This is a genomic window from Microbacterium sp. zg-Y818, assembly GCF_030246905.1.
GTDB lineage: Bacteria > Actinomycetota > Actinomycetes > Actinomycetales > Microbacteriaceae > Microbacterium.
Window position 1 is genome coordinate 1,436,764 of record NZ_CP126741.1, and the last position, 25,426, is coordinate 1,462,189.

Annotated in this window: 25 protein-coding genes and 1 tRNA gene; 4 read left to right on the forward strand and 22 right to left on the reverse strand. The window is 69.6% G+C overall.

The window, feature by feature from the left end; genetic code table 11:
• Positions 1–56: 56 nt before the first annotated feature.
• Entirely contained in the window at positions 57–287 is a 231-nt protein-coding gene (locus tag QNO21_RS06590; protein ID WP_374211409.1) for a DUF1731 domain-containing protein, read from the forward strand.
• On the opposite strand, the gene QNO21_RS06595 is transcribed toward QNO21_RS06590, so the two are convergent.
• From QNO21_RS06595 to QNO21_RS06630, 8 genes are all read right to left on the reverse strand, one after another.
• Positions 225–890, reverse strand: a complete 666-nt coding sequence (locus QNO21_RS06595; RefSeq protein WP_257514183.1) for a response regulator transcription factor — start codon at positions 888–890, stop codon at positions 225–227. The genes QNO21_RS06590 and QNO21_RS06595 overlap by 63 nt on opposite strands.
• On the reverse strand, positions 887–2,119 hold the full coding sequence (locus tag QNO21_RS06600) for a sensor histidine kinase (RefSeq protein WP_257518976.1): 1,233 nt from the start codon (positions 2,117–2,119) through the stop codon (positions 887–889). The genes QNO21_RS06595 and QNO21_RS06600 overlap by 4 nt, the downstream gene beginning before the upstream one ends.
• A 67-nt stretch (positions 2,120–2,186) precedes the next feature.
• Positions 2,187–3,377: a serine hydrolase domain-containing protein gene (locus tag QNO21_RS06605; RefSeq protein WP_257518977.1), complete on the reverse strand. Its 1,191-nt coding sequence runs from the start codon at positions 3,375–3,377 to the stop codon at positions 2,187–2,189.
• A gap of 28 nt (positions 3,378–3,405) precedes the next feature.
• Entirely contained in the window at positions 3,406–4,224 is an 819-nt protein-coding gene (locus QNO21_RS06610; protein ID WP_257518978.1) for a hypothetical protein, read from the reverse strand.
• The gene (locus QNO21_RS06615) at positions 4,224–4,958 is read right to left on the reverse strand and encodes an ABC transporter ATP-binding protein (protein WP_257514187.1); all 735 of its coding nucleotides are present in this window, start codon (positions 4,956–4,958) and stop codon (positions 4,224–4,226) included. The genes QNO21_RS06610 and QNO21_RS06615 overlap by 1 nt, the downstream gene beginning before the upstream one ends.
• 102 nt (positions 4,959–5,060) lie before the next feature.
• The gene (locus tag QNO21_RS06620) at positions 5,061–6,200 is read right to left on the reverse strand and encodes an alpha/beta hydrolase (RefSeq protein WP_257518979.1); all 1,140 of its coding nucleotides are present in this window, start codon (positions 6,198–6,200) and stop codon (positions 5,061–5,063) included.
• Positions 6,201–6,612: 412 nt separating this feature from the next.
• Positions 6,613–7,956 carry a 3-phosphoshikimate 1-carboxyvinyltransferase gene (locus QNO21_RS06625; RefSeq protein WP_257518980.1) on the reverse strand — a complete coding sequence of 448 codons (1,344 nt, stop codon included), beginning with the start codon at positions 7,954–7,956 and terminating at the stop codon, positions 6,613–6,615.
• 488 nt (positions 7,957–8,444) lie between these two features.
• Positions 8,445–8,520: transfer RNA gene (locus QNO21_RS06630), tRNA-Ala, on the reverse strand.
• Between the two features lie 127 nt (positions 8,521–8,647).
• On the opposite strand from QNO21_RS06630, the gene QNO21_RS06635 reads away from it, so the two are divergent.
• Complete coding sequence (locus QNO21_RS06635; RefSeq protein ID WP_257518981.1) at positions 8,648–9,073, forward strand: VOC family protein; 426 nt, start codon at positions 8,648–8,650, stop codon at positions 9,071–9,073.
• Positions 9,074–9,076: 3 nt separating this feature from the next.
• Here QNO21_RS06635 and rsfS read toward each other — a convergent pair whose 3' ends face one another.
• The 9 genes from rsfS to rplU form a co-directional block, all read right to left on the reverse strand.
• The gene (gene rsfS / locus QNO21_RS06640; protein WP_257514197.1) at positions 9,077–9,454 is read right to left on the reverse strand and encodes a ribosome silencing factor; all 378 of its coding nucleotides are present in this window, start codon (positions 9,452–9,454) and stop codon (positions 9,077–9,079) included.
• Positions 9,451–10,491, reverse strand: a complete 1,041-nt coding sequence (locus QNO21_RS06645; RefSeq protein ID WP_257518982.1) for a hypothetical protein — start codon at positions 10,489–10,491, stop codon at positions 9,451–9,453. The genes rsfS and QNO21_RS06645 overlap by 4 nt, the downstream gene beginning before the upstream one ends.
• Positions 10,488–11,081 (reverse strand): nicotinate-nucleotide adenylyltransferase, encoded by a 594-nt coding sequence (gene nadD, locus QNO21_RS06650; protein ID WP_257516784.1) that lies wholly within the window; start codon positions 11,079–11,081, stop codon positions 10,488–10,490. Before nadD ends, QNO21_RS06645 begins: the two co-directional genes overlap by 4 nt.
• 9 nt (positions 11,082–11,090) lie before the next feature.
• Positions 11,091–11,315, reverse strand: coding sequence for a hypothetical protein (locus QNO21_RS06655; RefSeq protein ID WP_257516783.1), 225 nt, complete (start codon positions 11,313–11,315; stop codon positions 11,091–11,093).
• Between the two features lie 50 nt (positions 11,316–11,365).
• A complete protein-coding gene (locus tag QNO21_RS06660) occupies positions 11,366–12,631 on the reverse strand; it encodes a glutamate-5-semialdehyde dehydrogenase (protein WP_257518983.1) in 1,266 nt (421 codons plus the stop codon).
• Positions 12,632–12,640: 9 nt separating this feature from the next.
• Entirely contained in the window at positions 12,641–13,477 is an 837-nt protein-coding gene (gene proB, locus QNO21_RS06665; protein WP_257518984.1) for a glutamate 5-kinase, read from the reverse strand.
• A complete protein-coding gene (gene obgE, locus QNO21_RS06670) occupies positions 13,474–14,976 on the reverse strand; it encodes a GTPase ObgE (protein WP_257518985.1) in 1,503 nt (500 codons plus the stop codon). Before obgE ends, proB begins: the two co-directional genes overlap by 4 nt.
• A gap of 83 nt (positions 14,977–15,059) precedes the next feature.
• On the reverse strand, positions 15,060–15,317 hold the full coding sequence (gene rpmA, locus QNO21_RS06675; RefSeq protein WP_257516520.1) for a 50S ribosomal protein L27: 258 nt from the start codon (positions 15,315–15,317) through the stop codon (positions 15,060–15,062).
• Positions 15,318–15,335: 18 nt separating this feature from the next.
• Positions 15,336–15,644 (reverse strand): 50S ribosomal protein L21, encoded by a 309-nt coding sequence (rplU, locus tag QNO21_RS06680; protein ID WP_257493390.1) that lies wholly within the window; start codon positions 15,642–15,644, stop codon positions 15,336–15,338.
• Between the two features lie 226 nt (positions 15,645–15,870).
• Here rplU and QNO21_RS06685 point away from each other — a divergent pair, with 226 nt between their 5' ends.
• Positions 15,871–16,149, forward strand: coding sequence for a DUF4031 domain-containing protein (locus tag QNO21_RS06685; protein ID WP_257518986.1), 279 nt, complete (start codon positions 15,871–15,873; stop codon positions 16,147–16,149).
• A 3-nt stretch (positions 16,150–16,152) separates the two neighbouring features.
• Here QNO21_RS06685 and QNO21_RS06690 read toward each other — a convergent pair whose 3' ends face one another.
• The gene (locus QNO21_RS06690) at positions 16,153–18,678 is read right to left on the reverse strand and encodes an Rne/Rng family ribonuclease (protein ID WP_257518987.1); all 2,526 of its coding nucleotides are present in this window, start codon (positions 18,676–18,678) and stop codon (positions 16,153–16,155) included.
• Between the two features lie 281 nt (positions 18,679–18,959).
• Here QNO21_RS06690 and QNO21_RS06695 point away from each other — a divergent pair, with 281 nt between their 5' ends.
• On the forward strand, positions 18,960–19,535 hold the full coding sequence (locus QNO21_RS06695) for a vitamin K epoxide reductase family protein (protein WP_257518988.1): 576 nt from the start codon (positions 18,960–18,962) through the stop codon (positions 19,533–19,535).
• A gap of 66 nt (positions 19,536–19,601) precedes the next feature.
• Here the strand turns inward: QNO21_RS06695 and ndk are convergent, their stop codons facing one another.
• From ndk to ileS, 4 genes are read right to left on the reverse strand one after another with little or no spacing between them, the layout of a single operon-like run.
• Entirely contained in the window at positions 19,602–20,015 is a 414-nt protein-coding gene (ndk, locus tag QNO21_RS06700) for a nucleoside-diphosphate kinase (RefSeq protein WP_257516683.1), read from the reverse strand.
• Positions 20,016–20,017: 2 nt separating this feature from the next.
• Positions 20,018–20,425 (reverse strand): DUF4233 domain-containing protein, encoded by a 408-nt coding sequence (locus tag QNO21_RS06705; protein WP_257518989.1) that lies wholly within the window; start codon positions 20,423–20,425, stop codon positions 20,018–20,020.
• Complete coding sequence (locus tag QNO21_RS06710) at positions 20,422–21,774, reverse strand: bifunctional folylpolyglutamate synthase/dihydrofolate synthase (protein WP_257516681.1); 1,353 nt, start codon at positions 21,772–21,774, stop codon at positions 20,422–20,424. Before QNO21_RS06710 ends, QNO21_RS06705 begins: the two co-directional genes overlap by 4 nt.
• Complete coding sequence (ileS, locus tag QNO21_RS06715) at positions 21,771–25,208, reverse strand: isoleucine--tRNA ligase (RefSeq protein ID WP_285178415.1); 3,438 nt, start codon at positions 25,206–25,208, stop codon at positions 21,771–21,773. Before ileS ends, QNO21_RS06710 begins: the two co-directional genes overlap by 4 nt.
• Positions 25,209–25,426: the final 218 nt, after the last annotated feature.

The following is a 25,426-nucleotide window of genomic DNA, read 5'->3' on the forward strand; positions in this document are numbered from 1 at the left end:
TGCGGTGTCCCATGCCGATCGGACTCCCCGCCAGGCGCTGGATGCTGGAGCCGGCGATGTGGGTGCTGCGCACCGAGCCGGAGCTCGTGCTCAAGAGCCGCTGGGTGGTCCCCGGCATGCTCACTGAGGCGGGTTTCGCCTTCCGGCATCCGCACTTTGAACCCGCGGTGAGGGAACTCGCCACGCGCTGGCCTGCTCGCCCCAGGCGGGGCCGGTCGGCGGGGTCACCCCGGCTGTACCAGCCCCGTGCGGATCCCCCAGAGCACCGCCTGCAGACGGTCGCGTGACGCGGTCTTCTGCAGCAGCCCGGCCAGGTGGTACTTCACGGTGGTCGGCTCGACGAACAGGCGCCCCGCGATCTCGGCGTTCGAGAGCCCCTCGGCAAGCAGCCTCAACACGTCGACCTCGCGGTCGGTCAGGGGAGCCGGCACGGCCGGCTGGGGGCGGGGTGCGGGCGCCGTTCGGCGGGTGGCGACGAACTCGTGAAGGATGCGCCGGGTGAGGCGCTGGTCGAGTGTCCCCTCCCCCGCGGCCACCGATCGCACCGCGCCGGCGAGGGTCGCTTCGTCCGCTCCTTTGAGGAGGAAGCCCGCCGCTCCGGCGTCGAGGGCCGCGAACACGTCGTCGTCGACGTCGAAGGTCGTCAGCATGAGCACGTCGACGTCGAGATCGGGGTCCGCCGTGATCTCGCGGGTCGCGGCGATGCCGTCCATCACCGGCATCCGGATGTCCATGCACACCACGTCCGGCTGAAGGCTGCGCGCCAGCTGCACCGCCTGCCGCCCGTCCTCCGCCTGCCCGACGACCTCGATGTCGTCTTCGGCGCCGAGGATGACGGCGAGCCCCGTGCGGACGACGGCCTGGTCGTCGGCGATGAGCAGTCGGATCACGGTGCGCTCCGTTCGGTCTCGAGGGGGATCGTGAGACGGTTGAGCCAACCGCCGTCGGGCTGCGGGCCGGAGACGAGTCGGCCGCCGACGAGGTCGGCGCGCTCTCGCATGCCCGCGATCCCGAAGCCTGCGTCAACGTCCCGGCGCGCGGCGGTGGGGACGGCCGGCGGGGTGTTGCGCACCGCGACCTCGACCGTATCGGGGCGGTACGCCACCGTGACATCGCAGGTGGCGTCGGCCGCGTGGCGGGCCGCGTTGGCGAGGGACTCCTGCACCATGCGGTAAGCGGCGGTCTCGGCGAGCACCCCGAGCGGCCGCGAGTCGCCCGACAAGTGCAGCGTGACGTCCTGTCCGCGTCGCCGTGCAGCATCGACCAGCGCCGGGATGGCGGCGATCGCGGGCGTCGGGCCTGGAACGTCGGGACCGGCGCCGGCGCTCTCGTCTTCGCGCAACAGGCCGACCGTGCGGCGGAGGTCGGTAAGCGCGGTGCGGGCGTTCTGCTGCAGCGTCTGCAGCGTCGCGCGCGCCTCGTCGGGGTCGGAGCGCGTGAGCGCCGCCGCCGCCTGCGCGCTCACGATGATGCCGCTGAGGTGGTGGCCGGCGATGTCGTGCAGTTCGCGGGCGAGAGCCGTGCGCTCCGCGCGCAGCTCGCGCTCGGCAGCTGCCTGCCGCTCCCGCTCTGCCGCGGCCTTCTGCTGCTGCACCGCGTCGGCCAGGCGCTCGCGGCCGAGCATGTATTCCGCGGCGGCCGCCGGGAGGGCGTAGAGGATCACGATGCGGGCGAGCGCCACCAGCAGCACGAGGAGAAACGGCATGCCGACGGCGGCCATGGCGACACTGCCGACCAGGGTGGTCGCCGCGGCGGCCCCGGCCACCACGCCATACGTGGCGCGGCGGGGGGTTCCCCATCGCATCGCGGCGTAGGTGGCGATGATCACCGCGAGGGCGCCGACGCCCAGCTCTCCCCCGCTGGTGGCGAGGATGATCAGGTCCAGCGCGACCACCGCCACCACCACGGCGTTCGGCGCTCGGTGCCGCCACAGCAGCGCCACCGCCTGCAGCGCCACGAGGGCGCCGTGCACGATGGGCGTGAGGGTGACCGCGGACTGATCCTCGAACGCCCCGGTGAGATCGATGCCGACGTACCCGACCGCGAGCGCCGCGGTCAACGCCGGGGCGACCGCCGCGCGGACGGTCGCCCCGGGTCGCCGTGTGTTCGCGTGGGCCATGCGATGAGTCAACCACGCCGGGTGCGGAGCCGCGGAACGGCCGACCGCACCCGGCGCGGGGGCGGAATCACCGCGCACAGAGCGTCTCATCGAGCGCGTCGACGACGATGCGGTACTGCTCCAGCAGCAGCTCCTCGTCCGCGGCATCCACCAGCGCCCATGGCAGGGCGGTCACGGCGATCGTCGCGGTGGTGCCGTCGGGAGCGACGGCGTTGCGGGTCTGCGTGCCCGGGATGTCACCGCCGTGACCCCATGCGATGCCCCCGCAGCTGAGCGGGAAGCTCTGCAGCCCCAGCCCGTACATCGCCTCGGGCCAGAGGTCATCGGGCGCCGCCACCGCATCCTGCATCTGTGCCATGCTCTCCTCCGACAGCAGCTCCCCCGCCAGCAGTGCCCGCATGAACTCGTTGAGCTCCCCCGGAGTCGAGATCATCGCCCCGGCGGACCACCCGAACGATGGATCCATGTCGGTGATCTCCCGCAGCCGACCCGGCTCGTCCGCGTGGAAGGCCGGCGGGTGCGGCCCACGCAGCTCTCGTTCACCGGGACCCGGCAGATAGGTGTGCTGCAGTTTCAGCGGCGTCACGATGCGGTCCTCGATCTGCTCCCACAGCGCCCGCTGGGTGACCCGCTCGACGAGCAGACCGAGGACGATGTAGTTCGTGTTCGTGTAGCGCCACTGGGTGCCGGGCGCGAAGACGGCGGGCTCGCTCAGCGCGATGTCGAGCATGTCGCGCGCCGAGATGTACACGTTCTGCACTCCGAACGCGTCCGCCGCCACCTCGTTGCTGTACTCCGGCAGTCCCGAGGTCTGCTGCAGCAGCTGCCGGACGGTGATGGCGGTGCCGTCGATCCCCTCCCCCGTGACGATGCCGGGCAGGTAGGCGTCGATCGGCTCGTCGAGCTCGACGAGTCCTTCTTCGGCGAGCTGCAGCACGACGGTCGCCACGAACATCTTCGTGTTGCTCCCGATGCGCACCTCCGGCTCGGCCGGGAGCTCCCCGACCTCGCCGATGGTGGCATCGATCCGCTCGCCGTCTGCCCGCGTCACCGAAGCCAGCACCCCGGGGTAGCCGGCGTCGACCAAGCTCTGGAGTCGCTCTTCGAGAGCGGATTCGGTGGACGAGCCTGCCGAGGTGCGGAACCAGGCGCCGGCCGAGAGGGCGGCCACAGCGAGCGCGAGGACCGCTGCCAGCGCGATCCAGACCCGCAGCGGAGGGCGACCTGTGGATGCCGCGGTGGTGGTGGTGTCGTTCATGATGTCGTGTCCTTTCCCTGTCTGCGGATCAGATGTCACGTCGCCGGACGGCGATCGTGGCCGCTGCGAGCGCCACGAGCGTCAGCCCGACGAGGATGCCGCCGGCGACCATGGGTGAGAGCTGCGCCGGGCCGGCGCCGATCGTCGCGTGGGCGAGGGCCACGGGAAGCAGCTGCGTCCACACCGGCACGGTGCCGGTGGCGAGCGCGGCGACGGCGGTGATCAGCGGCTCGGTGAGCATGACCGTCAGCACGACGAGCACGCCGCCGAGCTGACTGCGGGTGAGCAGGCCCACCGCGAGCCCGATGAGCACGAGGCAGGTCACCGCCACGACGCCTCGTCCCAGCACTGCCGCGGCCTCCGCGACGTCGACGGCGAACGGCGCACCGGTGACCGCGAGCGTGATCGCCAGGACGGCCGCGCTCACGCCGACGAGTGTCGCGCCCAGTGCGAGCCCTGCAACGCCGGACGCGCCGGCCTTGGCGGCGACGATGCGCCAGCGGCGGGGAGCCGCGAGCGCCGCGGTGACGATGCCGCCGAAGCGGTAGTCGCTCGTTCCGGCGAGCACGCCGAGGATCGCCACTGCGAGGATCGCTATCCCGACCGATCCTGCGCTCATCGACGCTCCCAGCGGGCTGAGCGCGTCGAGCTGGGTCGCCCCTGAGGCGAGGTCGAACGCGGGCATGTCGTCGGCCGCGCCTTCGGCGGCGCCGATGTCGCCCCGCACGATGGCGGGTATCAGCGAGACGAAGGTGATCTGCGTGGCGAGCAGTCCCGCCACGGCGAGCACCGCGGTGATCCTGGCGGAGGTGGTGCTGACCAGGCTCAGCAGTTCTGCACGGAGCATCAGCGCACCCCCGCCCGGCCGTCGGCGACAGCGAGGTAGAAGCCCTCGAGGTCGCCGTCCGATGCGTCGAGCGCGTCCTGCAGCGACGATGCCGCCGCCACCGAGCCGTCGACGATCATCACGATGTCGTCGGCGATGTCCTGCACATCCGACAGCAGGTGCGAGGAGAGGAGCACCGAGCCACCGGCATCGGCGAAGGCCCGCAGGCGCTGGCGGAGCCAGTGCATGCCGGTCGGGTCGAGCCCGTTCGCCGGCTCATCCAGCACGAGGATGCGGGGCTGGCCGAGCAGGGCGGATGCCAGGGCGATGCGCTGGCGCATTCCCAGCGAGTAGCCCCCGGCGCGTCGGTCGGCGTCTGCCGTCATGCCGACTTCGGCGAGCACCTCATCGACCCTGGCGGCAGGGATGCCGGAACGCGCCGCGACGATGCGCAGGTGAGTGCGGCCGCTGCGGGACGGGTGCAATCCGCCCGAGTCGAGCACGGCGCCGACGGTGCGGCCGGGAGCCTCGAGCTCCCGGTACGGGCGCCCGAACACGAGCGCGTCGCCGGATGCCGGAGCCGCGAGGCCCAGCAGCATGCGGATGGTGGTGGTCTTGCCGGCGCCGTTGGGGCCGAGCAGTCCGGTGATGCGACCGGAGCCGACGGTGAAGGTGACGTCGTCGACGCGCACGCGGCCGCGGAAGCTCTTCCGCAGGGCACGCGCCTCGATCGGGGGTGATTGTGTGATGTCCATGTCCCCAGCGTGCTCGCGGGCGCCGGTGCGCGCCCCGGCCGCGGGGACAGTCGCGCCTGTCCGATCGGACAGTCGCGGCGGCACGCCTGATCTCGGCGGCTGTCAGAGCGCACTCGCATTGCGTGCGCGGAGCGCCGAATCGAAGAATGAATCGGCGTGCTGAGCGACGATGCTCTGGGCTCTGCCTGCGCCGATGCGTCCCGACAGTCCCACCCATCGCGCCCAGGGGAACCAGTGCGGGGCGTCGGTGAAGTCGATGTGGTACATGCCGGGAATGCTGACGAGCTGTCCGGTACCCGCGCGTTGATGCTCGAGGGTAGCGGTCATCGATCCGATGGTCTCCGCGATGACCGGGTCTGGCCAACCGCCGGCGTGGCGGCGTTCACGTCGCATGTCCTCCGCGGGCCGGGTCAACCACAGCGCATGGCAGGGCAAACCTCTGGTCGCGACGTCATCCGGCATGGCGGCGTCCATCATGAGGCACGCTGCGATCCGTTCGTCTGCTGAGGCCGCGACTGCCGCAACGGTTCCACCGAGAGAAACCCCCATGACGCCGGCTCGCGACGCATCCACGCGCTGGCCAAGATCGGGATCACTCTTCAACGTATCGAGAACGAAGCTCACGTCGGCGGCCAGATGGGCGAGTATCCGCGAGCGCGGATGATCGTCGTAGAGTCGCCCTCGTCGCTTCATCTTCACGACCCGACCATCGGCTCGTTGCGTCCTGGCGGACACGTAGGGCTGATCCATCGCGACGACGATGTAGCCGCGTGAGACGAGTTCTTCGATGAGGATGGTGTTGGCCCTACGGAAACCACCGAATCCCGAGAGTGAGACGATCACGGGGAACGTGGTTCCTGGCAGCGGGGGCACGTCGACGAACGCGTGCGTCCTCGACACGGCGAGCTTTCGGAACAGGAACGACGGCAGTGATGTCCGCCCTGAGGTCACCTCCCGCAATGCATCCAGCAGAGAAGCGAACACCACGTGGGCATCCGGGAGGTATCTGCTTCGTGCACCCCCGGTTTGGCCCGTCGGGTACCAGATCTGCACCGACAGCTCACGCGCTTCATCGTCGTCGTGGGAGAAGATCTCCGGTCGGGAGCGGTCGACCCACTGTCGAGTCGTCGTACCGATCCGCAACTCGCCGCCAGGCCGCGGAAAGCGCACGGGAAGAAACAGCGCCGCCGCGACTCCACCAGCCATCGCGGCCGCGGCGACGAACCACCCCAGACCGCGCATGACTCACGTGCCTCCACGTAGCTTCCGGCATTCTTCCGGCGAGCATAGCGACTCGCGGATCGAGGAGATCGCAGCAGACAGCGTGGGCCGTCTGCGCAGCACCGACGGGAATGGATGCCGATGCAGCGACCTCCTCGATCGTGGGTTTGTCGTCGGCTTCTGCTACGACAAGACCGATCGGCCCGCCTGTGCCGACTTCGACGAGGATGATTGGCGTTAGGGCGTGTCTCCCATGTGTTCGGTGAGGCTCTCGGGACGCTTACAAGGTGAGGTCTACGGGTTCGCGGTATCGGGCGTTCACGACGAGCAGTGGGAGTTGTTCGAGCGAGGTCTTGGGCCAGGAGGGCTCACGGTGGGCAGGCATGTCTTGACCCTGATGCCGGTCAGCCGTTCTTCTCCCGCTCATGGACCGTTATCGGGCACGGGAACCGCGCACCAAGTGCTCCCACATCTTCGTGTACTCCGGCAGGTCTGCAGTCGCCGAACGGATGTCGTCGACGGTGACGCCGGGTACAGCAAGTCCGATCAGTGCTCCGGCGGTGGCGACGTGGTAATCATGGTCGGCTCGCCACACCCCGCCGGTAAGTGGGCGGGGAACCACGCGGATACCGTCAGGTAGTTCCTCCACCTCACCGCCGATGGCACGAAGATTGTCCACTAGTGCGTCGATGTGCGTGCTCTCGTTCCCGGTGCGGGGCTTCAGTCCGGTGAAAGTCGACGGCCCGTCCGCGAAGGCGGCGAGGGCGGCCAGGATGGGGGTGAGTTCACTGATCTCCGACACATCGACGCACACGCGCCGGATGATGCGCTCGGCACCAGCGGTGACAGTCAAAGCTCCGCCCCGTCGGCGTGCGCGTGCTCCCATCAGCACCAGAATCTCGGCGAGCCGGGCAGCTGGCTGCGCTGAATGAGCGGGCCATGCTGGGACGGATACGCGGCCGCCGGCCATCATCGCGGCGGCGACGAACGGTGCCGCAAGTGACAGATCGGGCTCAATGGTCGCGGCTCTGGCCCGTACCGGGCCCGCAGGAACGATCCACTCGGTAGGTGTCGGCTGGTCGACGTACACGCCGCGGCGGTGGAGTGCTTCGACCGTCATGTCGATGTCGGGGAGGCTTCCCAGCGGTTGGCCGACGTGGCGCAGCGTCAGACCGACGTCGAACCGCGGAGCGGCCAGCAGCAGCGTTTGGACAAGCTGGGATGAACGGTTGACGTCGATCTCCACGTGGCCACCCCGTATGTGTCCGCGCCCGTGCACGGTCAGCGGCACAGTCCATTTGCCCGCGTCGTTGATGTCGCAACCGATGCTGCGTAGAACCGTGATCGCCTCGCCCATCGGACGGCGCGAACGGCTCTCGGGAATTGTCACGGTCACACTGCCCGAGGCGAGGCCGGCCAGGCCGACAGCGATGGGGGCAACGAGGTCGGGCTGGCTGATGCTCAACACCGCATCGCTGGCGAGCGTAGCGGGGGGATCGACGACCAGATCCGGGCCGAAAGGCCCAGTACCGGCGACCTCCCGGATATCCACGTCCAGCGCGCGCGCGGTCTCGATCACGCCCGCCAAATAGTCAGAATGCGACGGCCGCATCAGCAGGCTTGAGCCCTCTGCACTGGCAGCAAGAGCGATTTCGAGATAGGTCAGCGCCTGTGAGCCCGGCACAGCGACCATGTCATCGAAGGGCCCCGCGGCATTGGGGGCCGTCCACTCAGCGGGAGGGGCGATGAACCCTGGAGATAGCTGTGCGTTGGCCATGCGTGCACGATAGGAGGCGCCGCCTAGTTGCGAAAGACCCCCACTCGCCCCGTACAGCTGCGACTGCGAATCGTGACCCATGGGCAACGCGTGATGCCGGGTCACTCGCGCCGTTCCCGGGGGCGTGCCATCTGGCTGGCGTCGGTGGCGACTGGCCGCGAACAGTCGCTCACACCGAGGACGAATCGCGATCGTCCCCAACCCCAACACGTCTTCCAAACGAACGGAGGAGCACCGCGGGAGGGACCGAGGAGGTCCTTCCCCGAAACGAAACCTCCCGTGACTGGGTTCGATAGGGACGACTTTCCGGAGAACAGCTTGTCCCACGCGTTGGCGATCTCGGCCGCGGTCCGCGCGATCTCAAAGTCCTTCGCTTCCACGGCGATGATGGACCGCGTCTCTGGAGGGGCGGCGAGTCCAGTAAACGACTACCAAACATTCAAACTCCCTGATCAGGGAGTGAAGATTTGGGACTTTACCGGGAGTTTTGGTGGACCTGAGGGGACTCGAACCCCTGACCCCCTGCATGCCATGCAGGTGCGCTACCAGCTGCGCCACAGGCCCAGACGATGCTCGCACTTTCGCGCGGCAACTCGTTAAGCCTACAACACCTCGGCGCGGGGAACCGAATCCGCTGCGATGTCCGGGCGTGTCCGTAGAGTGGCCCGCATTCGATCGGAAGAGGTGCGGTATGGCAACCCTGGGCAATATCACCTTCTACGCGGACGACCCGCGCGCGCTCTCCCATTTCTGGGCGGGAGACTTCGGCTATCCGCCCCTGGAGTGGGAGGATCCGATGCGGCAGCAGCTGCTCGACGCCGGGCTCACCGAGGAGGATCTCGGCACGCGGGCTCTCGCAGAAGACCCGCGCGGCGTCGGTCCCAGACTCTTCTTCCACCACGCCGATGGGCCGAAGCGGCGACGCAACCGGCTGCACTTGGACGTGCAGACGGTCGCCGAAGGGCGACCTACCCGCGCTCAGCTGGATGCCGAGAAGGATCGACTGGTCGCGCTGGGTGCCGAGGTCGTCAGACTCGTCGATCAGAACTGGGGCCCGTGGCCCGAGCTGTACTACCAGCTGCGCGACCCCGAGGGCAACGAGTTCTGCCTGCAGTGAGCCTCAGTCGGCCGACGTGGTGGCGGGGAGCTCTACCGGGATGACCGGGCAGTCCTTCCACAGTCGCTCGAGGCCGTAGAACACGCGCTCCTCCTGGTGGAAGACGTGCGCGACGAGGTCACCGAAGTCCAGCAGAATCCACCGGGCCTGCTCACGCCCCTCGCGGCGGAGGCGCTTGTGTCCCGCTTCGAGGAGCTTCTCCTCGATGCGGTCGGCGATTGCGGCGACATTGCGCTCGCTGTTGCCGGACACGATGAGGAAGGCATCGACGAGCGGCAGCGGCTCGGAAACGTCAAGCGCGACGATGTCCTCTCCGCCGGTCGCATCTGCGGCCTGCGCGGCGATCTGGATCATTTCACGCGATTGGGCGCTGGCGGTCATGAGAAGACTCCTGTGGTGATTGCGAAGACGAGCACGCCGATGAGGGCCAGGGCGAGGGCTCCGGCGGTGATGGCAAGAGCCATCATGAGTCGCCCGCCCTTCTCCGGCGCGGGCGGCTGGATGATCTCCCCAGCGCTCTTGGACGTGCTCACAGCGGCGCTTGCCGCGATGGGGGTGGGTGAGGATGCTGCGGGCAGCTCGCCGTCGATGAGAACGGCGTCGACGTCCTTGCCGTCTGCGACACCCGGGGCGTGGCCGTTGGAGCCGAGGCCCTCCGGCAGGGCGAACGTGCCCGTGATGAGCACCTCGCCGGTGGCGGTGACCGCGCCGACGAGCGGCCCGGACGAGGGCGTCTGCGAAAGGATCAGCGCGTTGGAGGTCGCGAGACTGCCGGTGCTGCCGGCGCCCCGCGCGAGGATGTTGTCGAAGGATGCCGGCAGCTCGACGGCGGCGTCGCCCGCCAGTAGGTCGGCACCCAGGGCGCTGTTGACGACGGGAGCCTCGGCGGCCGCGTCGATGACCTCGGCGGCATCGACCTCCGACTCGACTCCGTGCTCGTCGGCGACCTCGTCAACGACCTCTTCGTCGGCCTCGGTGATCTCGGGCTCGCCGGCCTCGGGCTTTGCCTCGTCGTCGGAATCAGGCGTCGCGACGGTGGGCTGGTCCCCCGTGCCCTCCACAGCGGCATCCTGAGACTGCTCAGCCTGCGCCTCGGCTTCTGCGCTCTGCGCTTGCTTCTCCGCCGCGTGTGCCGCCAGCAGCTCCGACGTCAGGACCGGGACCGATGCCGTGCGGATGCGCTCCTGCTGTCGCGCCTGCCGGCGGGTCAGCGGGTGCGCATCGAGGTCGACGCTGGCGTCGGGCTCGGGGGCGGGCGGCACCGCCGTCGGCGTCGCCGGTCGGGGCAGCGGTGTGGCCACCACGGGAGGCTCGGCGGGAGGCTCGGTCGACGTGATGATCGGTGTCGCCGCCGTGTTGCGCAGTTCGCGCATCTGCTTGCGCGTCAGCGGCGGAGTGGGCTGCTCGGGTGTGCTCATGCCTGGCTCCGATAGAGGTGATGCTTCGCAATGTATTGGACGACGCCGTCGGGGACGAGATACCACACCGGGAAACCCCGCTGTACGCGATCCCGGCAATCCGTCGACGAGATGGCCAGGGCCGGGACCTCCAGCTGGCTGACGCCCTCCGGGGGCAGATCCTCGATGTTCAGCACGTGGCCGGGGCGTGAGACGGCCACGAAGTGAGCCAACCGCCACAGCTCGGCATGGTCGCGCCACGTGAAGATCTGCGCGATCGCGTCGGCGCCGGTGATGAAGTAGAACTCGGCATCCGGTCGCTGCGCCCGAAGATCGCGCAGTGTGTCTGTGGTGTACGTCGGCCCGCCACGGTCGATGTCGACGCGACTGGTCGTGAAGCGCGGGTTGGATGCCGTCGCGATCACGGTCATCAGGTAGCGGTGCTCGGCCGCCGAGACCTCATGCTTCTGCCACGGCTGGCCCGTGGGCACGAAGATGACTTCATCAAGATCGAGCGACTGCGCGACCTCGCTGGCCGCCACCAGGTGACCGTGATGGATGGGATCGAATGTCCCACCCATGACGCCGATGCGCGGTCGCGAAGAAGTCATGCAGAAGGCCTAGTGGTGGCCGTGTCCCGCCTGCGTCAGCTGGTCTGCGTGGGTGCGGGCGTAAGCCTCGGCCTTCGGCGAGTGACGGTTGGCGACGTTGCGGAACGACACCGTGACGAGCCCGAGCAGCAGGAACACCACCAGCGCGACGATGCCGTAGCCGACGTTGTCGAAGAGGCCGACGTGGTGTTCGGTCTCCGCCGCAGCGAGGGCGGTGATCGTAGCGAGGGTCATGCGGGCTCCGTTTCGGGTTGCGTTGGTGGCGCGGTGTCCAGCTTATTGCGTCAGGCGCGGATCTGCCCGCCACCACGGGCGAGCCACTTGGTGGTGGTGAGTTCCGGCAGGCCCATCGGGCCGCGGGCGTGCAGTTTCTGGGTCGAGATGCCGACCTCGGCGCCGAAGCCGAATTCGCCGCCGTCGGTGAAGCGGGTCGAGGCATTGGCCATGACCACGGCCGAGTCCACTTCCGCGAGGAACCTCTCAGCCCGCGCGTCGTCGGTGGTGATGATCGACTCCGTGTGGCCGGTCGAATAGCTGCGGATGTGGGCGAGCGCCTCATCGAGGTCTGCCACCACGCGCATCGACAGGTCGAGGCTCATGTGCTCGACGGCGTACTCGGCGTCCGTGACGGGCACGACGCCGGGTGCGAGATCGCGGGTGGCGTCGTCGCCGTGCACCGTGACACCCTCGGCCTGCAGCGCCGCGACGACCGGCGGCACGAGGCGCGGGGCGGCGTCGGCGAGCACCAGCACCGTCTCCACGGCGTTGCAGACACTGGGGCGCTGCACCTTCGCGTTGACGACGATGTCTCGCGCCCACTCCAGCGGCGCCGTGGTGTCGAGCACGATGTGCACCACGCCGGCGCCGGTCTCGATGACGGGCACGGACGACTCGGTGACCACTGTTTCGATCAGCTGGGCGCTGCCGCGGGGCACGAGCACATCGACGAGGCCTCGGGCCTGCATGAGCTCACGTGCGCCGTCGCGGCCGAAGTCGTCGAGGGTCTGCACTGCCTCGGGGTCGATCCCCTGCGAGGCGAGGGCGTCGCGCATGACGCGCACGAGCGCAGCGTTCGAGTGCTCGGCGGCCGTGCCGCCGCGCAGCACCACCGCATTGCCCGAGCGCAGCGCCAGCGAGGCGATGTCGACGGTGACGTTCGGGCGCGCTTCGTAGATGGCGCCGATCACGCCGAAGGGCACCGAGACCTTCTGCAGGTGCACGCCGGTGGGAAGCTGTCGGTCGTCGAGCACGCGGCCGACCGGATCGGGAAGTGCCGCGACGTCGCGCACCGCTGCGGCGAGGGCGCCGATGCGGGCGGCATCCAGCCGCAGTCGATCCTGCAGGCCCTCGGACAGACCGGCAGAGCGTCCCCGCTCGAGATCCCGCGCGTTGGCGGCGGCGATCTCGTCCACTGCGGCGTCGATGGCGTCGGCGATCGCGTGCAGCGCGGCCGCCTTCTTTCCGTCATCCAGAAGGGCGACGCTGCGGGCCGCCTCACGCGCGAGCATCATCCGCTCGCGCGCCGTCGTCGGGGCGGTGAGGGTGGTCATCGGCCCAGTTTAGCCGCGGGTGATCGCGTCGGTATCTACCGCGCCCGTGATCGCACCGGCGACGACGGGGCCCGGCGCGAACCACGTGCCGATGTCCGCCCCGTCCAGCGCCTCCCCCACGAGATCGGCGCTGGTGACAAGCACCCCCACCCCGGATGCCGCGGCGAGACGAGCAGCCGAGACCTTCGTGGCCGCTCCCCCGGTGCCGACGCTGTTGACGACGACCGAGCCGAACTCGAAGCCGCTGAGATCGTCACCGAACTCCACGTGGCGGATGGGCTCCGCGCCCGGTTCGGAGGGCGGGCGCGTGTAGAGGCATTCGATGTCGCTGAGCAGCACGAGGGCGTCGGCCCCGATGAGCCGAGCGACGAGAGCCGCGAGCCGGTCGTTGTCGCCGAAGCGGATCTCATGGGTCGCCACCGTGTCGTTCTCGTTGACGATCGGGAGGATGCGCAGGCCGAGCAGCCGCTCCATCGCCCGGCGGGCGTTGGAGCGGTGGGTCGGGTTCTCGAGGTCCCCGGCGGTGAGCAGCACCTGTCCCGCGACCACGCGAAAGGCGCGCAGAGCCTCTTGATAGCGGTAGATCAGAATGTTCTGGCCCACCGCTGCGGCGGCCTGCTGGGTCGCCAGGTCATCGGGCCGCTCGTCGAGCTCGAGGTACGGCATGCCGGTGGCGATCGCTCCCGAAGACACCAGCACCACCTCGACGCCACGCGCGTGTGCTGCCGCCAGGGCTTCGACGATCGATTGGATCTTGCCGGCGTTCTCGCCGCTGATCGACGACGATCCGACCTTGACCACCAGGCGGCGGGCCGTCCGGACCGCCGCGCGATCGGTCACGGTCACCGTGCGTTCTCCTCGTTTCGCTGCGCGATGCGCTCGGCCTCGAGGTCGGCGCGCGCCTCGGCCTTGGCATCCATGCGCTCGTGGTAGCGCTCGCGACGCTGCGACGTCGTGCGGCGCGGGTTGAGATCGAGTCGCGGGTCGGTGCCTCGCGGCGCGGTCATGAGCTCGGCTGCGGAGCTCATCGTGGGATGCCAGTCGAACACGATGCCGTCGCCCTCGCCGATGACGACGGTGGAACCGGCCTGCGCGCCCGCCTTGTAGAGGCCGTTCTCGACCCCGAGCTTCTCGAGCCGGTCGGCGAGGAAGCCGACGGCCTCTTCGTTCTGGAAGTCGGTCTGCTGCACCCAGCGCACGGGTTTGGCGCCCAGCACGCGATAGATGTTGCCGTACGTTCCGCCTTCGACGCGGATCTCGAATTCCTTCTCCGACCCCTTCGGGCGGATGACGACCCGCTCGGGTGCGGGGGTCGCCGCCAGGGTCGCTCGGTGCTGCGCGACGATGTCGCCCAGCGCGAAGGTGAGCTGGCGCAGTCCCTCGTGGCTGACCGCGGAGATCTCGAAGACGCGGTAGCCGCGTGCCTCGAGTTCCGGGCGCACCAGGTCGGCGAGGTCCTTCGCCTCGGGCACGTCGACCTTGTTCAGCGCGATCAGCTGCGGGCGCTCAAGAAGCGGCGTCTGGCCCTCGGGCACGGGGTACGCGGCCAGCTCTGCGAGGATCACATCGAGGTCGCTCAGCGGGTCGCGGCCCGGATCGAGCGTCGCGCAGTCCAGCACGTGCACGAGCGCGGTGCAGCGCTCGACGTGACGGAGGAACTCCAGCCCCAGGCCCTTGCCTTCGCTCGCGCCCTCGACGAGCCCGGGCACGTCGGCGACGGTGAAGCGCACCTCTCCGGCCTGCACGACGCCCAGGTTGGGGTGCAGCGTGGTGAACGGGTAGTCCGCGATCTTGGGGCGCGCCGCGGAGATCGCCGCGATGAGGCTCGACTTGCCGGCAGACGGGAAGCCCACGAGGGCGACGTCGGCGACCGTCTTCAGTTCGAGCTGAATGTCGCCTTCCCACCCGGGGGTTCCCAAGAGCGCGAAGCCGGGGGCCTTGCGCTTGGGGTTGGCCAGCGACGCGTTGCCCAGGCCACCCTGGCCGCCAGGGGCCACCACGACGCGTGCGCCGGGCTCCACCATGTCGACGAGGGTCTGGCCCTCGGCATCCTTCACGACCGTGCCGACCGGCACCGTCAGCTCGAGGGACTCGCCGTTCGCGCCGGAGCGGTGGTCGCCCATGCCGAAGCCGCCGTTGCCCGCGGTGCGGTGCGGCGAGTGGTGGTACGACAGCAGCGTCGTCACCTGGGGGTCGGCCACCAGCACGATGTCGCCACCGTTGCCGCCGTTGCCGCCGTCGGGGCCGGCAAGCGGCTTGAATTTCTCACGCTTGACCGACACGCAGCCGTTGCCGCCCTTTCCGGCGCGCAGATGGAGCGTCACTCTATCGACGAAGGTGACCATGGGTTGCTCCTCAGCTGTTGGTACAAACAAGCGGGGGGCGAGCCGTAGCCCGCCCCCCGCCGATATTCAATGCGACCTTGCGGTCACTCCGCGGTCGCGACGATGTTGACGACCTTGCGGCGGCCCTTCGCGCCGAACTCCACCGCACCGGCGGAGAGAGCGAACAGGGTGTCGTCCTTGCCGCGGCCGACATTCGCGCCGGGGTGGAAGTGGGTGCCGCGCTGGCGGACGATGATCTCGCCGGCGTTGACCTCCTGGCCACCGAAGCGCTTCACGCCAAGGCGCTGAGCGTTGGAGTCACGACCGTTACGGGTGGAGCTTGCGCCCTTTTTGTGTGCCATCTCTGCGTCTCCCCTGGCTTACTTGATGCCGGTGACCTTGACGCGCGTGAGGTCCTGACGGTGCCCCTGGCGCTTCTTGTAACCGGTCTTGTTCTTGAACTTCTGGATCACAATCTTGGGGCCGCGCGACTCACCGAGGACCTCGGCGGTCACGGTGACCTTCGCAAGCTTGTCGGCATCGGTCGTGACGGCGTCGCCGTCGACGAGCAGGACCGCGGGCAGCTCGAGGGTCTCGCCGACCTTCGCCTGCTGACGGTCCAGGACGACGATCGTGCCGACCTCGACCTTCTCCTGGCGGCCACCGGCGCGCACAACTGCGTAAACCACTTCACACCTGTTTTCGTTCGGGAGCGCGAGGCTCCGGTTGTCTTTGCGAGACTCGCTCTGGGAAAGATAAGTCTGGGTGCCTGGCCGGTGGCTGTGAGCCTCCGACGTGCGCGTTCCGCCCTGCGACGAAGAAACGCCACGCACCAAGGGACGAGTTTAGCCGATGCTGGGCAACATGCGCAAAAGGGCCGGGCCGCGTGTCGTGCGTGCGGCCTAGGATCGACGGATGGCGATTCTGATCGACGATCCACGCTGGCCCGCCCACGGCCGCATGTGGGCGCACCTGGTCAGTGACACCTCGCTCGACGAGCTGCACGCGTTCGCCGCAGCCAACGGCATCCCTTCGCGCAGTTTCGACCTCGACCACTACGACGTTCCCGACTCGGCGCACGCTCGACTGGTCGCGGCCGGCGCCACACCCGTCAGTGGACATGAACTCGTGCGACGGCTCATCGGGTCGGGGCTACGCGTGCGGGCCCGTGACCGGGCCCGCACGCGGCGCTGAGGCTTACTCGCTGCTGTCGGCGACGTGCGGCACCGGGGTGCCGGTGAGCGCGGCCGTCGACACGCGGCGGCGACCCCTCCCCTGACCCGGCGCCTTCGGCTCGGGCAGCGCCTGCAGCACGGAGTCGAGCAGCAGGTCCTTCTCGGTCTTGGGCGCGGCGCTCTCGGTGCGCTTCTTGCGTGCCTTCTTGGGGCGATCGCCGTTGCGCTCGGGACGGTCGCGCTCGGGGCGCTCTCCCCGCTCGTCGCGCTGCTCACGGTCCTCGCGCTGCTCCGCCGCCGGGGCCGCCGCGGCCGCGGCTGCCGCCACCGGGGCGAGCGCGGCCTGCGCGGCTGCGACGTCGTCGGCCGAGGGCTGGATGGTGGATGCCGCGATCTGCGCGAGAGCGGACTTGACGCCCTCGGTGATGACGTGCGTGCCGCCGGTCGGAGCTGCTGCCGGCGCCGCCTGGCGCGGGCGACGTGCCGACGACCCGTTGCCGTTGTTGCCGCCGTTTCCGCGGTGCTTCACGACGGGGTCGTGGTGCACGACCACGCCACGGCCCGCGCACACCTCGCAGGGCTCGCTGAACGTCTCGAGCAGTCCCAGGCCCAGCTTCTTGCGGGTCATCTGCACGAGGCCGAGCGAGGTGACCTCGGCGACCTGGTGCTTCGTGCGGTCACGGCTCAGGCACTCGACGAGGCGCCGCAGCACGAGGTCGCGGTTGGTCTCGAGCACCATGTCGATGAAGTCGACCACGATGATGCCGCCGATGTCGCGCAGGCGCAGCTGGCGCACGATCTCTTCGGCCGCCTCGAGGTTGTTCTTCGTGACGGTCTCTTCGAGGTTGCCGCCGGAGCCGACGAACTTGCCGGTGTTCACGTCGACGACCGTCATGGCCTCGGTGCGGTCGATGACGAGCGAGCCGCCCGAGGGAAGCCACACCTTGCGGTCCAGGGCCTTCTCGATCTGCTCCGTGACGCGGAACTCGTCGAACGGGTCGTGGTCGCCTTCGAAGCGCTGCACGCGGTCCAGCAGGTCCGGCGCAACCCCGGCGAGGTAGCTCGTGATCGTCTCGTAAGCGTCGTCGCCCTGGATCAGCATCTTCGTGAAGTCCTCGTTGAAGACGTCACGGACGATCTTCACCAGCAGATCAGGCTCGGAGTGCAGCAGCGCGGGAGCGCCCACCGTCTCGACCTGCTTGCTGATGTGCTCCCACTGGTTGGTGAGGCGCTGCACGTCGCGGGTCAGCTGGTCCTCGGTCGCACCCTCGGCAGCCGTGCGCACGATGACGCCGCTCGATTCGGGCAGCACCTCCTTGAGGATGCGCTTGAGCCGGGCACGCTCGGTGTCGGGGAGCTTGCGCGAGATGCCGTTCATCGCACCGCCGGGCACGTACACCAGGTAACGGCCGGGAAGGGAGATCTGGCTCGTCAGGCGGGCGCCCTTGTGGCCCACGGGGTCCTTGGTGACCTGCACGAGCACGCGGTCGCCGGACTTGAGCGCCAGCTCGATGCGGCGGGGCTGGTTGCCCGTCTCGACGGCATCCCAGTCGACCTCGCCCGAGTACAGCACGGCGTTGCGGCCGCGGCCGATGTCGACGAAGGCGGCCTCCATGCTGGGCAGGACGTTCTGGACACGGCCGAGGTACACATTGCCGATGAGCGAGGCGTCCTGGCTGCGCGCGACGTAGTGCTCGACGAGCACGTTGTCCTCGAGCACGGCGATCTGCACCCGCCCGTTCTTCGATCGCACGATCATCTCGCGGTCGACCGACTCGCGGCGCGCGAGGAACTCGGCCTCGGTCACGACGGTGCGGCGACGTCCCGCCTCACGGCCGTCACGGCGCCGCTGCTTCTTCGCTTCGAGCCGCGTGGAGCCCTTGATGCGCTGCGGCTCGGTGATGAGCTCCACCGCACGCTGGCGGGGCGCCGGAGGGGTGTCGTCGCTGTCGTCGCCGCCACGGCGACGGCCGCGACGTCGCGGCGAGGAGCCGCTCGGCTGCTCGTCGTCGTCCTGGTCGACCACAGGTCGCCCGGGCCGGGACGGAGCCGCCGGCAGCGGAACGACCTCGGGAGCGTAGAAGTGCAGCTCGGTCGTCACAGCCGAGACGAAGTTCTCGGGCAGCAGGCCGAGGCTCACGGCGGTCAGCGGGCCTGAGGGCTTGTCGGGCTCTGCGGCCTTGGATGCCTCATCGGGTGCGGCGGCGCCGGTGTTCGCCTCGTCGGTGTTCGCCTCCCCGGCTGCGGGCTCGTCGCTCGATGCGGGCGCGGACGGCACGTCGTCGGCGGCAGCGACTGCGGCGTCGCCAGTCGACGCGGGCGCCTCCGCCGCGACGGTGTCGGCGGGCGCGGGGCTCTCTGCGGCTGCGGCGTCGGCGGCATCCGTCTCGTCGCTCGCGTTCGCAGGCGCCGTCGCGTCGTCCGGCTGCGCTGCGGCATCCGGCTCGGGTGCGTCTGCCGGTTCGGTGGGCGTGTCGACGTCGAACAGCGGCGGCGTCAGCGCGCCCTGAAGATCGGAATCGTGGCCAGCCTGGGTGTCATCGGTCATCACCGGGGTACTCCTTGCGGGCGACACCGCGCGTCGCCCGGCGAAATCTCGTGCGGCGCCGCAGTCGCCTGTCTCTCACGATGCGGCTCGCGAACTCTCACTCGGTCTGCAGCCGGCTCATGGGCGGGCTGCGCTGGGCGTTCATCGCCCGAAGTCTTCGGTGATGCGGTCGCGGCGCGGCCGCGGGTGCATCAGGGACCATTATCGCACTTTCGGCGTGTCTTGTGTTCGCGCGTCTTCTCGCGGCGTGTGGCCTGGCGCGGCGATGGGATAATCCGGGCATGCCCGATACCCGATCTGAGCGCCCTACCGCCCTCGCCGTGTGGCTCATCGTGGCCGGCGCGATCGGGTGGTGGGCTGCGTTCTCCCTCACCATGGAGCGGTTCGCGCTGCTGGCGGATCCGGAGGCCATCGCGACCTGCGACTTCAGTCTGCTGGTGCAGTGCACGGCGAATCTCGAGTCGGCGCAGGGCAGCATCTTCGGCTTTCCGAACCCGATCATCGGACTGGCAGGCTGGGTCGCGCCGATCGTGGTCGGGTTCGCGCTGCTGGCCGGCGCGCGGTTCGCCCGGTGGTTCTGGTGGTGCTTCTGGGCCGGCACGGCCTTCGCGTTCGGGTTCGTCCTGTGGCTGATCGGCCAGAGCGTCTTCGCGCTGGGCACGCTCTGCCCGTGGTGCATGGTGACCTGGGCGGTGACGATCCCGACGTTCTACGCGGTGACCGTGCACGCCCTGCGGATCTCAGGCGTGGGGTGGGCCCGCCGCCTGGCACCGTGGGTCCCGCTGATGGCGATCCTCACGTACGCGGTGGTCGCCGTGATCGCGCAGGTGCAACTGAACTGGCTCGCTCAGTTCTGACGCCGAGTGAGTATTCGCCGCTCCGAGTGAGTATTCGGGGGCCGAATACTCACTCGGCAGCGCCGGTCAGAACCAGATCGAGAGCTCGCGGGCGGCGGACTCGGGGCTGTCGGAACCGTGCACCAGGTTCTGCTGCACGGCGACGCCCCAGTCGCGGCCGAAGTCGCCGCGGATCGTGCCGGGAGCTGCCGTCGTCGGGTCGGTGGTCCCGGCGAGCGAGCGGAATCCCTCGATCACACGGTTGCCCGCGAGGCGGATCGCGACCGACGGGCCGGACATCATGAACTCCACGAGCGGCTCGTAGAACGGCTTGCCGGCGTGCTCGGCGTAGTGCTGCTCGAGCCGTTCGCGGTCGGGCTCGACGAGCCGCAGGTCGACGAGGGAGTACCCCTTCGCCTCGATGCGCGCGAGGATCGCGCCGGTCAGGCCGCGAGCGACGCCGTCGGGTTTGATCAGGACGAGGGTTTCTTCGGTGGACATACTCAGTCTCCGTTTCGCTGTTCGGCCTCGGCGGCCAGACGCGCGTTGCGTCGGTCGAGAGAGGCCCCCTTGATGGTGGCATACGCCCACATGCCGCCGAAAATGAGCGCCACGAGAAGCAGCGCGGGAACCATCAGCGCACCGAGGGCGACCACGACCTGCAGAACCCAGCCGACCGCGATCGCCCACCGGTGCCGCAACAGGCCGGCGGTGATCACCATCAGCACAGCCACGACGGTGCCGACGACGATCCCCCACCACGGTTCGATGCCGCCGGGCAGGGCGTCCAGGCCGTAGATCACGAGCCCCGCGAGGAACGCGATGACCGCCTCGAAGCCGAGCACGATGGAGCCGAGGGACTCCGCGGCGCCGCGCGCGCGGCGGGGACGGGGCGTGCGTGCGGCGCTCATGCCTGCCACCCGCTCTTCCAGTCCTCATCGGATGCCACGGTCATCGCCTCACCGGCGAGCACGACGCTTCCGGCGATGATCACCGCACGCCGATCGGATGCCGCCGCCCACTCCCGCGCGGCGTTTCCCGCCTCGGCGATGTCGGCGTGCACGCTCACCTGCCGACCGAGGCCTTCGGCGAGGTCGGCGATCGCGTCGGGGTCCGTCGCGCGGTCGGACTGCGGGGCAGTCGCGAAGACGTGTGCGGCCAGGGGGGCGAGTTCGGCCACGACACCGGCGACGTCCTTGTCGGCGAGAGCGCCGAGCACCAGGCCCCATTCGTCGAAGTCGAACGCGTCGCGCAGGGCGGCAGCCAGCGCGTGCGCCCCGTGCGGGTTGTGCGCGCCGTCGACGATCACCGTCGGGGCGATGCCGATGAGCTGCAGCCGGCCGGGAGACGTCGCCTCGGCCAGACCCTCGGTGAGCACGTCGGCCGCGAGAGGCTGGGTGGCAGCCCCGAGCAGCGACTCGACCGCGGCGATCGCGAGCGCGGCGTTGTGCGCCTGGTGCTCGCCGTACATCGGCAGGTACAGGTCGCTGTAGGTGCCGGCAAGGCCGCGCACCGCCATGAACTGCCCGCCCACGGCCAGGTGATCCTCGGTGAGCGCGAAGTCCTGCCCCTCGAACGCGATCGATGCGCCGTGCGCCGCCGCCGCTGCACGCAGCACCCGTTCGGCGGCGGCATCCTGCCGGGCCGAGACGACGGCCGCGCCGTCCTTGATGATGCCGGACTTGACCTCGGCGATCTCGGCGATCGTTCCGCCCAGGCGATCCGCGTGATCCAGGTCGATCGGAGCGAAGACCGCCACGTCGCCGTCGGCGGTGTTGGTGGAGTCCCACGACCCGCCCATGCCGACCTCGATGATCGCGACGTCCACGGGGGCGTCGGAGAACGCGACGAACGCGAGTGCGGTCAGCAGCTCGAAGAACGTCAGCGGCTCCTCCCCGGCCTCGGCCAGCTCGGCGTCGACGATCTCGACGAAGGGCGCGATCTCGTCCCAGGCGTCGGCGACGGCGGCGTCCGCGATCGGCTCACCGTCGATCATGACGCGCTCGGTGAACCGCTCCAGGTGGGGGCTCGTGAACAGGCCGGTGCGCAGCCCGTGGGCACGGATGAGCGACTCGATGATGCGGCTCGTCGACGTCTTGCCGTTGGTCCCCGTGACATGGACGACGCGATAGTTGCGCTGCGGGTCCCCGAGGTATTCCAACAGCCGTCCGGTGCGCTCCTTGCGGGGCTCCACCCAGCGCTCGCCCGCACGCGCGAGCAGCGTCTCGTAGACGGCGTCGGCCCTGCTGCGGTCGCTCATGCGCTCACCCGGCTCACCGCGACGTGGAAGCCGCCCTCGTTGGCATAGGTCCCCGGCGGCACGTACGCGACGTGGTCGGGCCTCGAGCCGAACACCTCCGCGTACCACCCGTTGTCGGACGCGTCGCCCGGCACCTCGATGTCGCGACCCGCCACGCGCGCGGCGAGGTCCACGGCCAGGGTCTCGCCCGCGACATCTGCGGCATCGACACCGAGTTCGAGTGCGGCGGCATCCGCCGTGGACTCGAAGAGGATCTGCAGTCGGATCCGATCGCTCACCTCGAACCCTGCCGCCTTGCGCGTGTCCTGCACGGCGCGCACGACGTCGCGGGCGAAGCCTTCGGCTTCGAGTTCGGGGGTCGTGGTGGTGTCCAGCAGCACGAAGCCCGCGCCGGGCAGCAGCGCCAGGGCTTCACCCTCGGGGCGACCGCTCGTCTCGAGAACCAGTTCGTACTCCCCCGGCTCCAGCGTGACGCCTCCGGCGGTGACGACACCGTCGTGCTGCGACCAGTCGCCGTCCTTGGCGGCGCGGATCACCTGCTGCACCTGCTTGCCGAGGCGGGGGCCGGCGGCGCGGGCGTTGACCGACAGCCGATGGGTGATGCCGTACTCGGCCGCTGTCTCATCGCGCAGCTCGACGAGCTGCACCGCCTTGACGTTGAGCTCGTCGCGAAGGATGTCGTCGAACTGCGCGAGACCGGTGGGGTCGGCCGTCACGACCGTCAGCCGCGGCAGCGGCAGACGCACCCGCTTGCCCTCGCGCTTGCGCAGCGCATTGGCGACGCTCGTGACCTCGCGGACGGTGTCCATCGCGGTGCGGATGTCGGATGCCGCGGGGAACGCATCGGCGTCGGGCCAGTCCTGCAGGTGCACGCTGCGCCCGCCGGTGAGTCCCTGCCAGATCTGCTCGGACACGAGCGGGATGAGCGGCGCCGCGACGCGGGTGACGGTCTCGAGCACCGTGTACAGCGTGTCGAAGGCTTCCTTCGTCGACTCATCTCCGGGTACGACGCCCGTCCAGAACCGGTCGCGCGACCGGCGGATGTACCAGTTGGTCAGCGCCTCGGCGAACTCCCGCAGCTTGGTCGCCGCGGTGGTGGAATCGAGCGCATCGAGCTCGACGGCCACATCGCGCACCAGGTCGCCGGTCAGCGCAAGGATGTAGCGGTCGAGCACGTTCGTCGAATCGGTGCGCCAGGTCGCCTCGTAGCCCTGGCCGCCCGCACCGCCGGCGGCGTTGGCGTAGGTCGCGAAGAAGTACCACGTATTCCACAGTGGCAGCAGGAACTCGCGGACGCCCGCGCGGATGCCCTCCTCCGTGACGATCAGGTTCCCGCCGCGCAGCACCGAGCTGGCCATCAGGAACCAGCGCATCGCGTCGGAGCCGTCGCGGTCGAACACCTCGGAGACGTCCGGGTAGTTGCGCAGCGACTTCGACATCTTCAGGCCGTCGCTGCCGAGCACGATGCCGTGGCAGGCGACGCCCGTGAACGCGGGGCGGTCGAACAGCGCGCCCGAGAGCACGTGCATGACGTAGAACCAGCCGCGGGTCTGTCCGATGTACTCGACGATGAAATCCGCCGGGGCGTGCTCGTCGAACCATTCGCGGTTCTCGAACGGGTAGTGCACCTGGGCGTACGGCATCGAACCGGAGTCGAACCACACGTCGAACACGTCCTCGATGCGGCGCATCGTGGACTGGCCGGTGGGGTCGTCGGGGTTCGGGCGGGTGAGCTCGTCGATGTAGGGGCGGTGCAGGTCCACCTCGCCCTCGGCGTTGCGCGGCAGGCGGCCGAAGTCCCGCTCGATCTCTTCGAGCGAGCCGTAGACGTCCACGCGCGGGTGGGCGGGGTCGTCGCTGCGCCACACCGGGATGGGCGAGCCCCAGTACCGGTTGCGGCTGATCGACCAGTCGCGAGCCCCCTCGAGCCACTTACCGAACTGCCCGTGCTTGACGTTCTCGGGCGCCCACGTGATCTGCTCGTTGAGCTCGATCAGGCGGTCCTTGATCGCCGTCACGCGCACGAACCAGCTCGAGACGGCCTTGTAGATGAGGGGGTTGCGGCAGCGCCAGCAGTGCGGGTACGAGTGCGCGTAGCTGGCTTCGCGCAGCAGGCGACCCTCGGCCTTGAGCAGGCGGATCAGCGGCCGGTTGGCATCCATCCACAGCTCACCGGCGACGTCGGAGACCTGCGGCAGGAAGCGTCCGCCGTCGTCGAGGCTCATGATCAGGGGGATGCCGGCGGCCTCGGTGATGCGCTGGTCGTCCTCGCCGTACGCGGGGGCCTGGTGCACGATGCCGGTGCCGTCACTGGTGGTGACGTACTCGTCGACGAGGATGCGCCACGCGTTCTGCGTTCCCCAGGCCTCGGCGTCGGCGTAGTAGTCGAACAGTCTGTCGTAGTGCACGTCGGCGAGGTCGGCGCCCCGCACGGTCTGCTGCACGGCGGCGCGGGCGTCCTCGGCGCTGTCGTAACCGAGGTCCTTGGCGTAGCCGGCCAGCAGGTCCTCGGCCAGCAGATAGCGGTGCGACTCCCCCTCGGCGCGGTCCTCGTGCACGTCCGCCGCCCCGTTGGGGCCACCCGGCACGACGACGTAGGTGATGTCGGGACCGACCGCGAGGGCGAGGTTGGTCGGCAGCGTCCACGGGGTCGTGGTCCACGCGAGCGCCCGCACGGCCGTCAGTCCGAGCGACTCGGCCTTCACGCCGACGAGCGGGAAGGTGACGGTGACCGACGGATCCTGGCGCATCTTGTAGACGTCGTCGTCCATGCGCAGCTCGTGATTGGAGAGTGGGGTCTCGTCGCGCCAGCAGTACGGCAGCACGCGGTGGCCCTCATAGGCGAGGTCCTTGTCGTAGAGCTGCTTGAACGCCCACAGCACCGATTCCATGAAGCTGGTGTCGAGGGTCTTGTACCCGCGATCGAAGTCGACCCAGCGAGCCTGACGGGTGACGTAGTCCTCCCACTCGCGCGTGTACTCCAGTACCGACGAGCGCGCCTTGTCGTTGAACGCCGCGAGCCCCATCTGCTCGATTTGGCTCTTCTCGGTGATGCCCAGCTGCTTCATCGCCTCGAGCTCGGCCGGGAGGCCGTGGGTGTCCCAGCCGAAGACGCGGTCGACCTTCTTGCCGCGCATGGTCTGGAAGCGCGGGAAGAGGTCCTTGGCGTACCCGGTGAGCAGGTGGCCGTAGTGCGGCAGGCCGTTGGCGAACGGCGGGCCGTCGTAGAACACCCACTCCGGAGCGCCCTCGCGCTGGGCGATCGAGGCCTGGAAGGTGTCGTCCTTGCGCCAGAACTCCAGGACGTCCTTCTCAATGTCGGGGAAGCGCGGGTTGGGCACGACGCCGGCGGCGGGGCCGAACGAGGCGCCGGGCGTCGACGGCGTACCGCTCGCGGCGCTCGGTGAACTCATCGAGGGGCGGGGATAGGTCATGTCACTCCAGCAGGTTGCGATTGCGTCCTGCGAGGACGACCCGTAGGCCGCGGTACCACCCCGCGTGATCCCGGCTGACGCCGTGGACCCTCTCTCACTGCGGCTGTGACGGGCCTGCCCCGCTCGGTTCTACTGACGGCTTCCCGCGTTCTTCCGAGAGCTCCCCGGTGATGGCCGGATCGATGCTGGTCGTCCGATTCTACGCGTCCGTAGGCTGG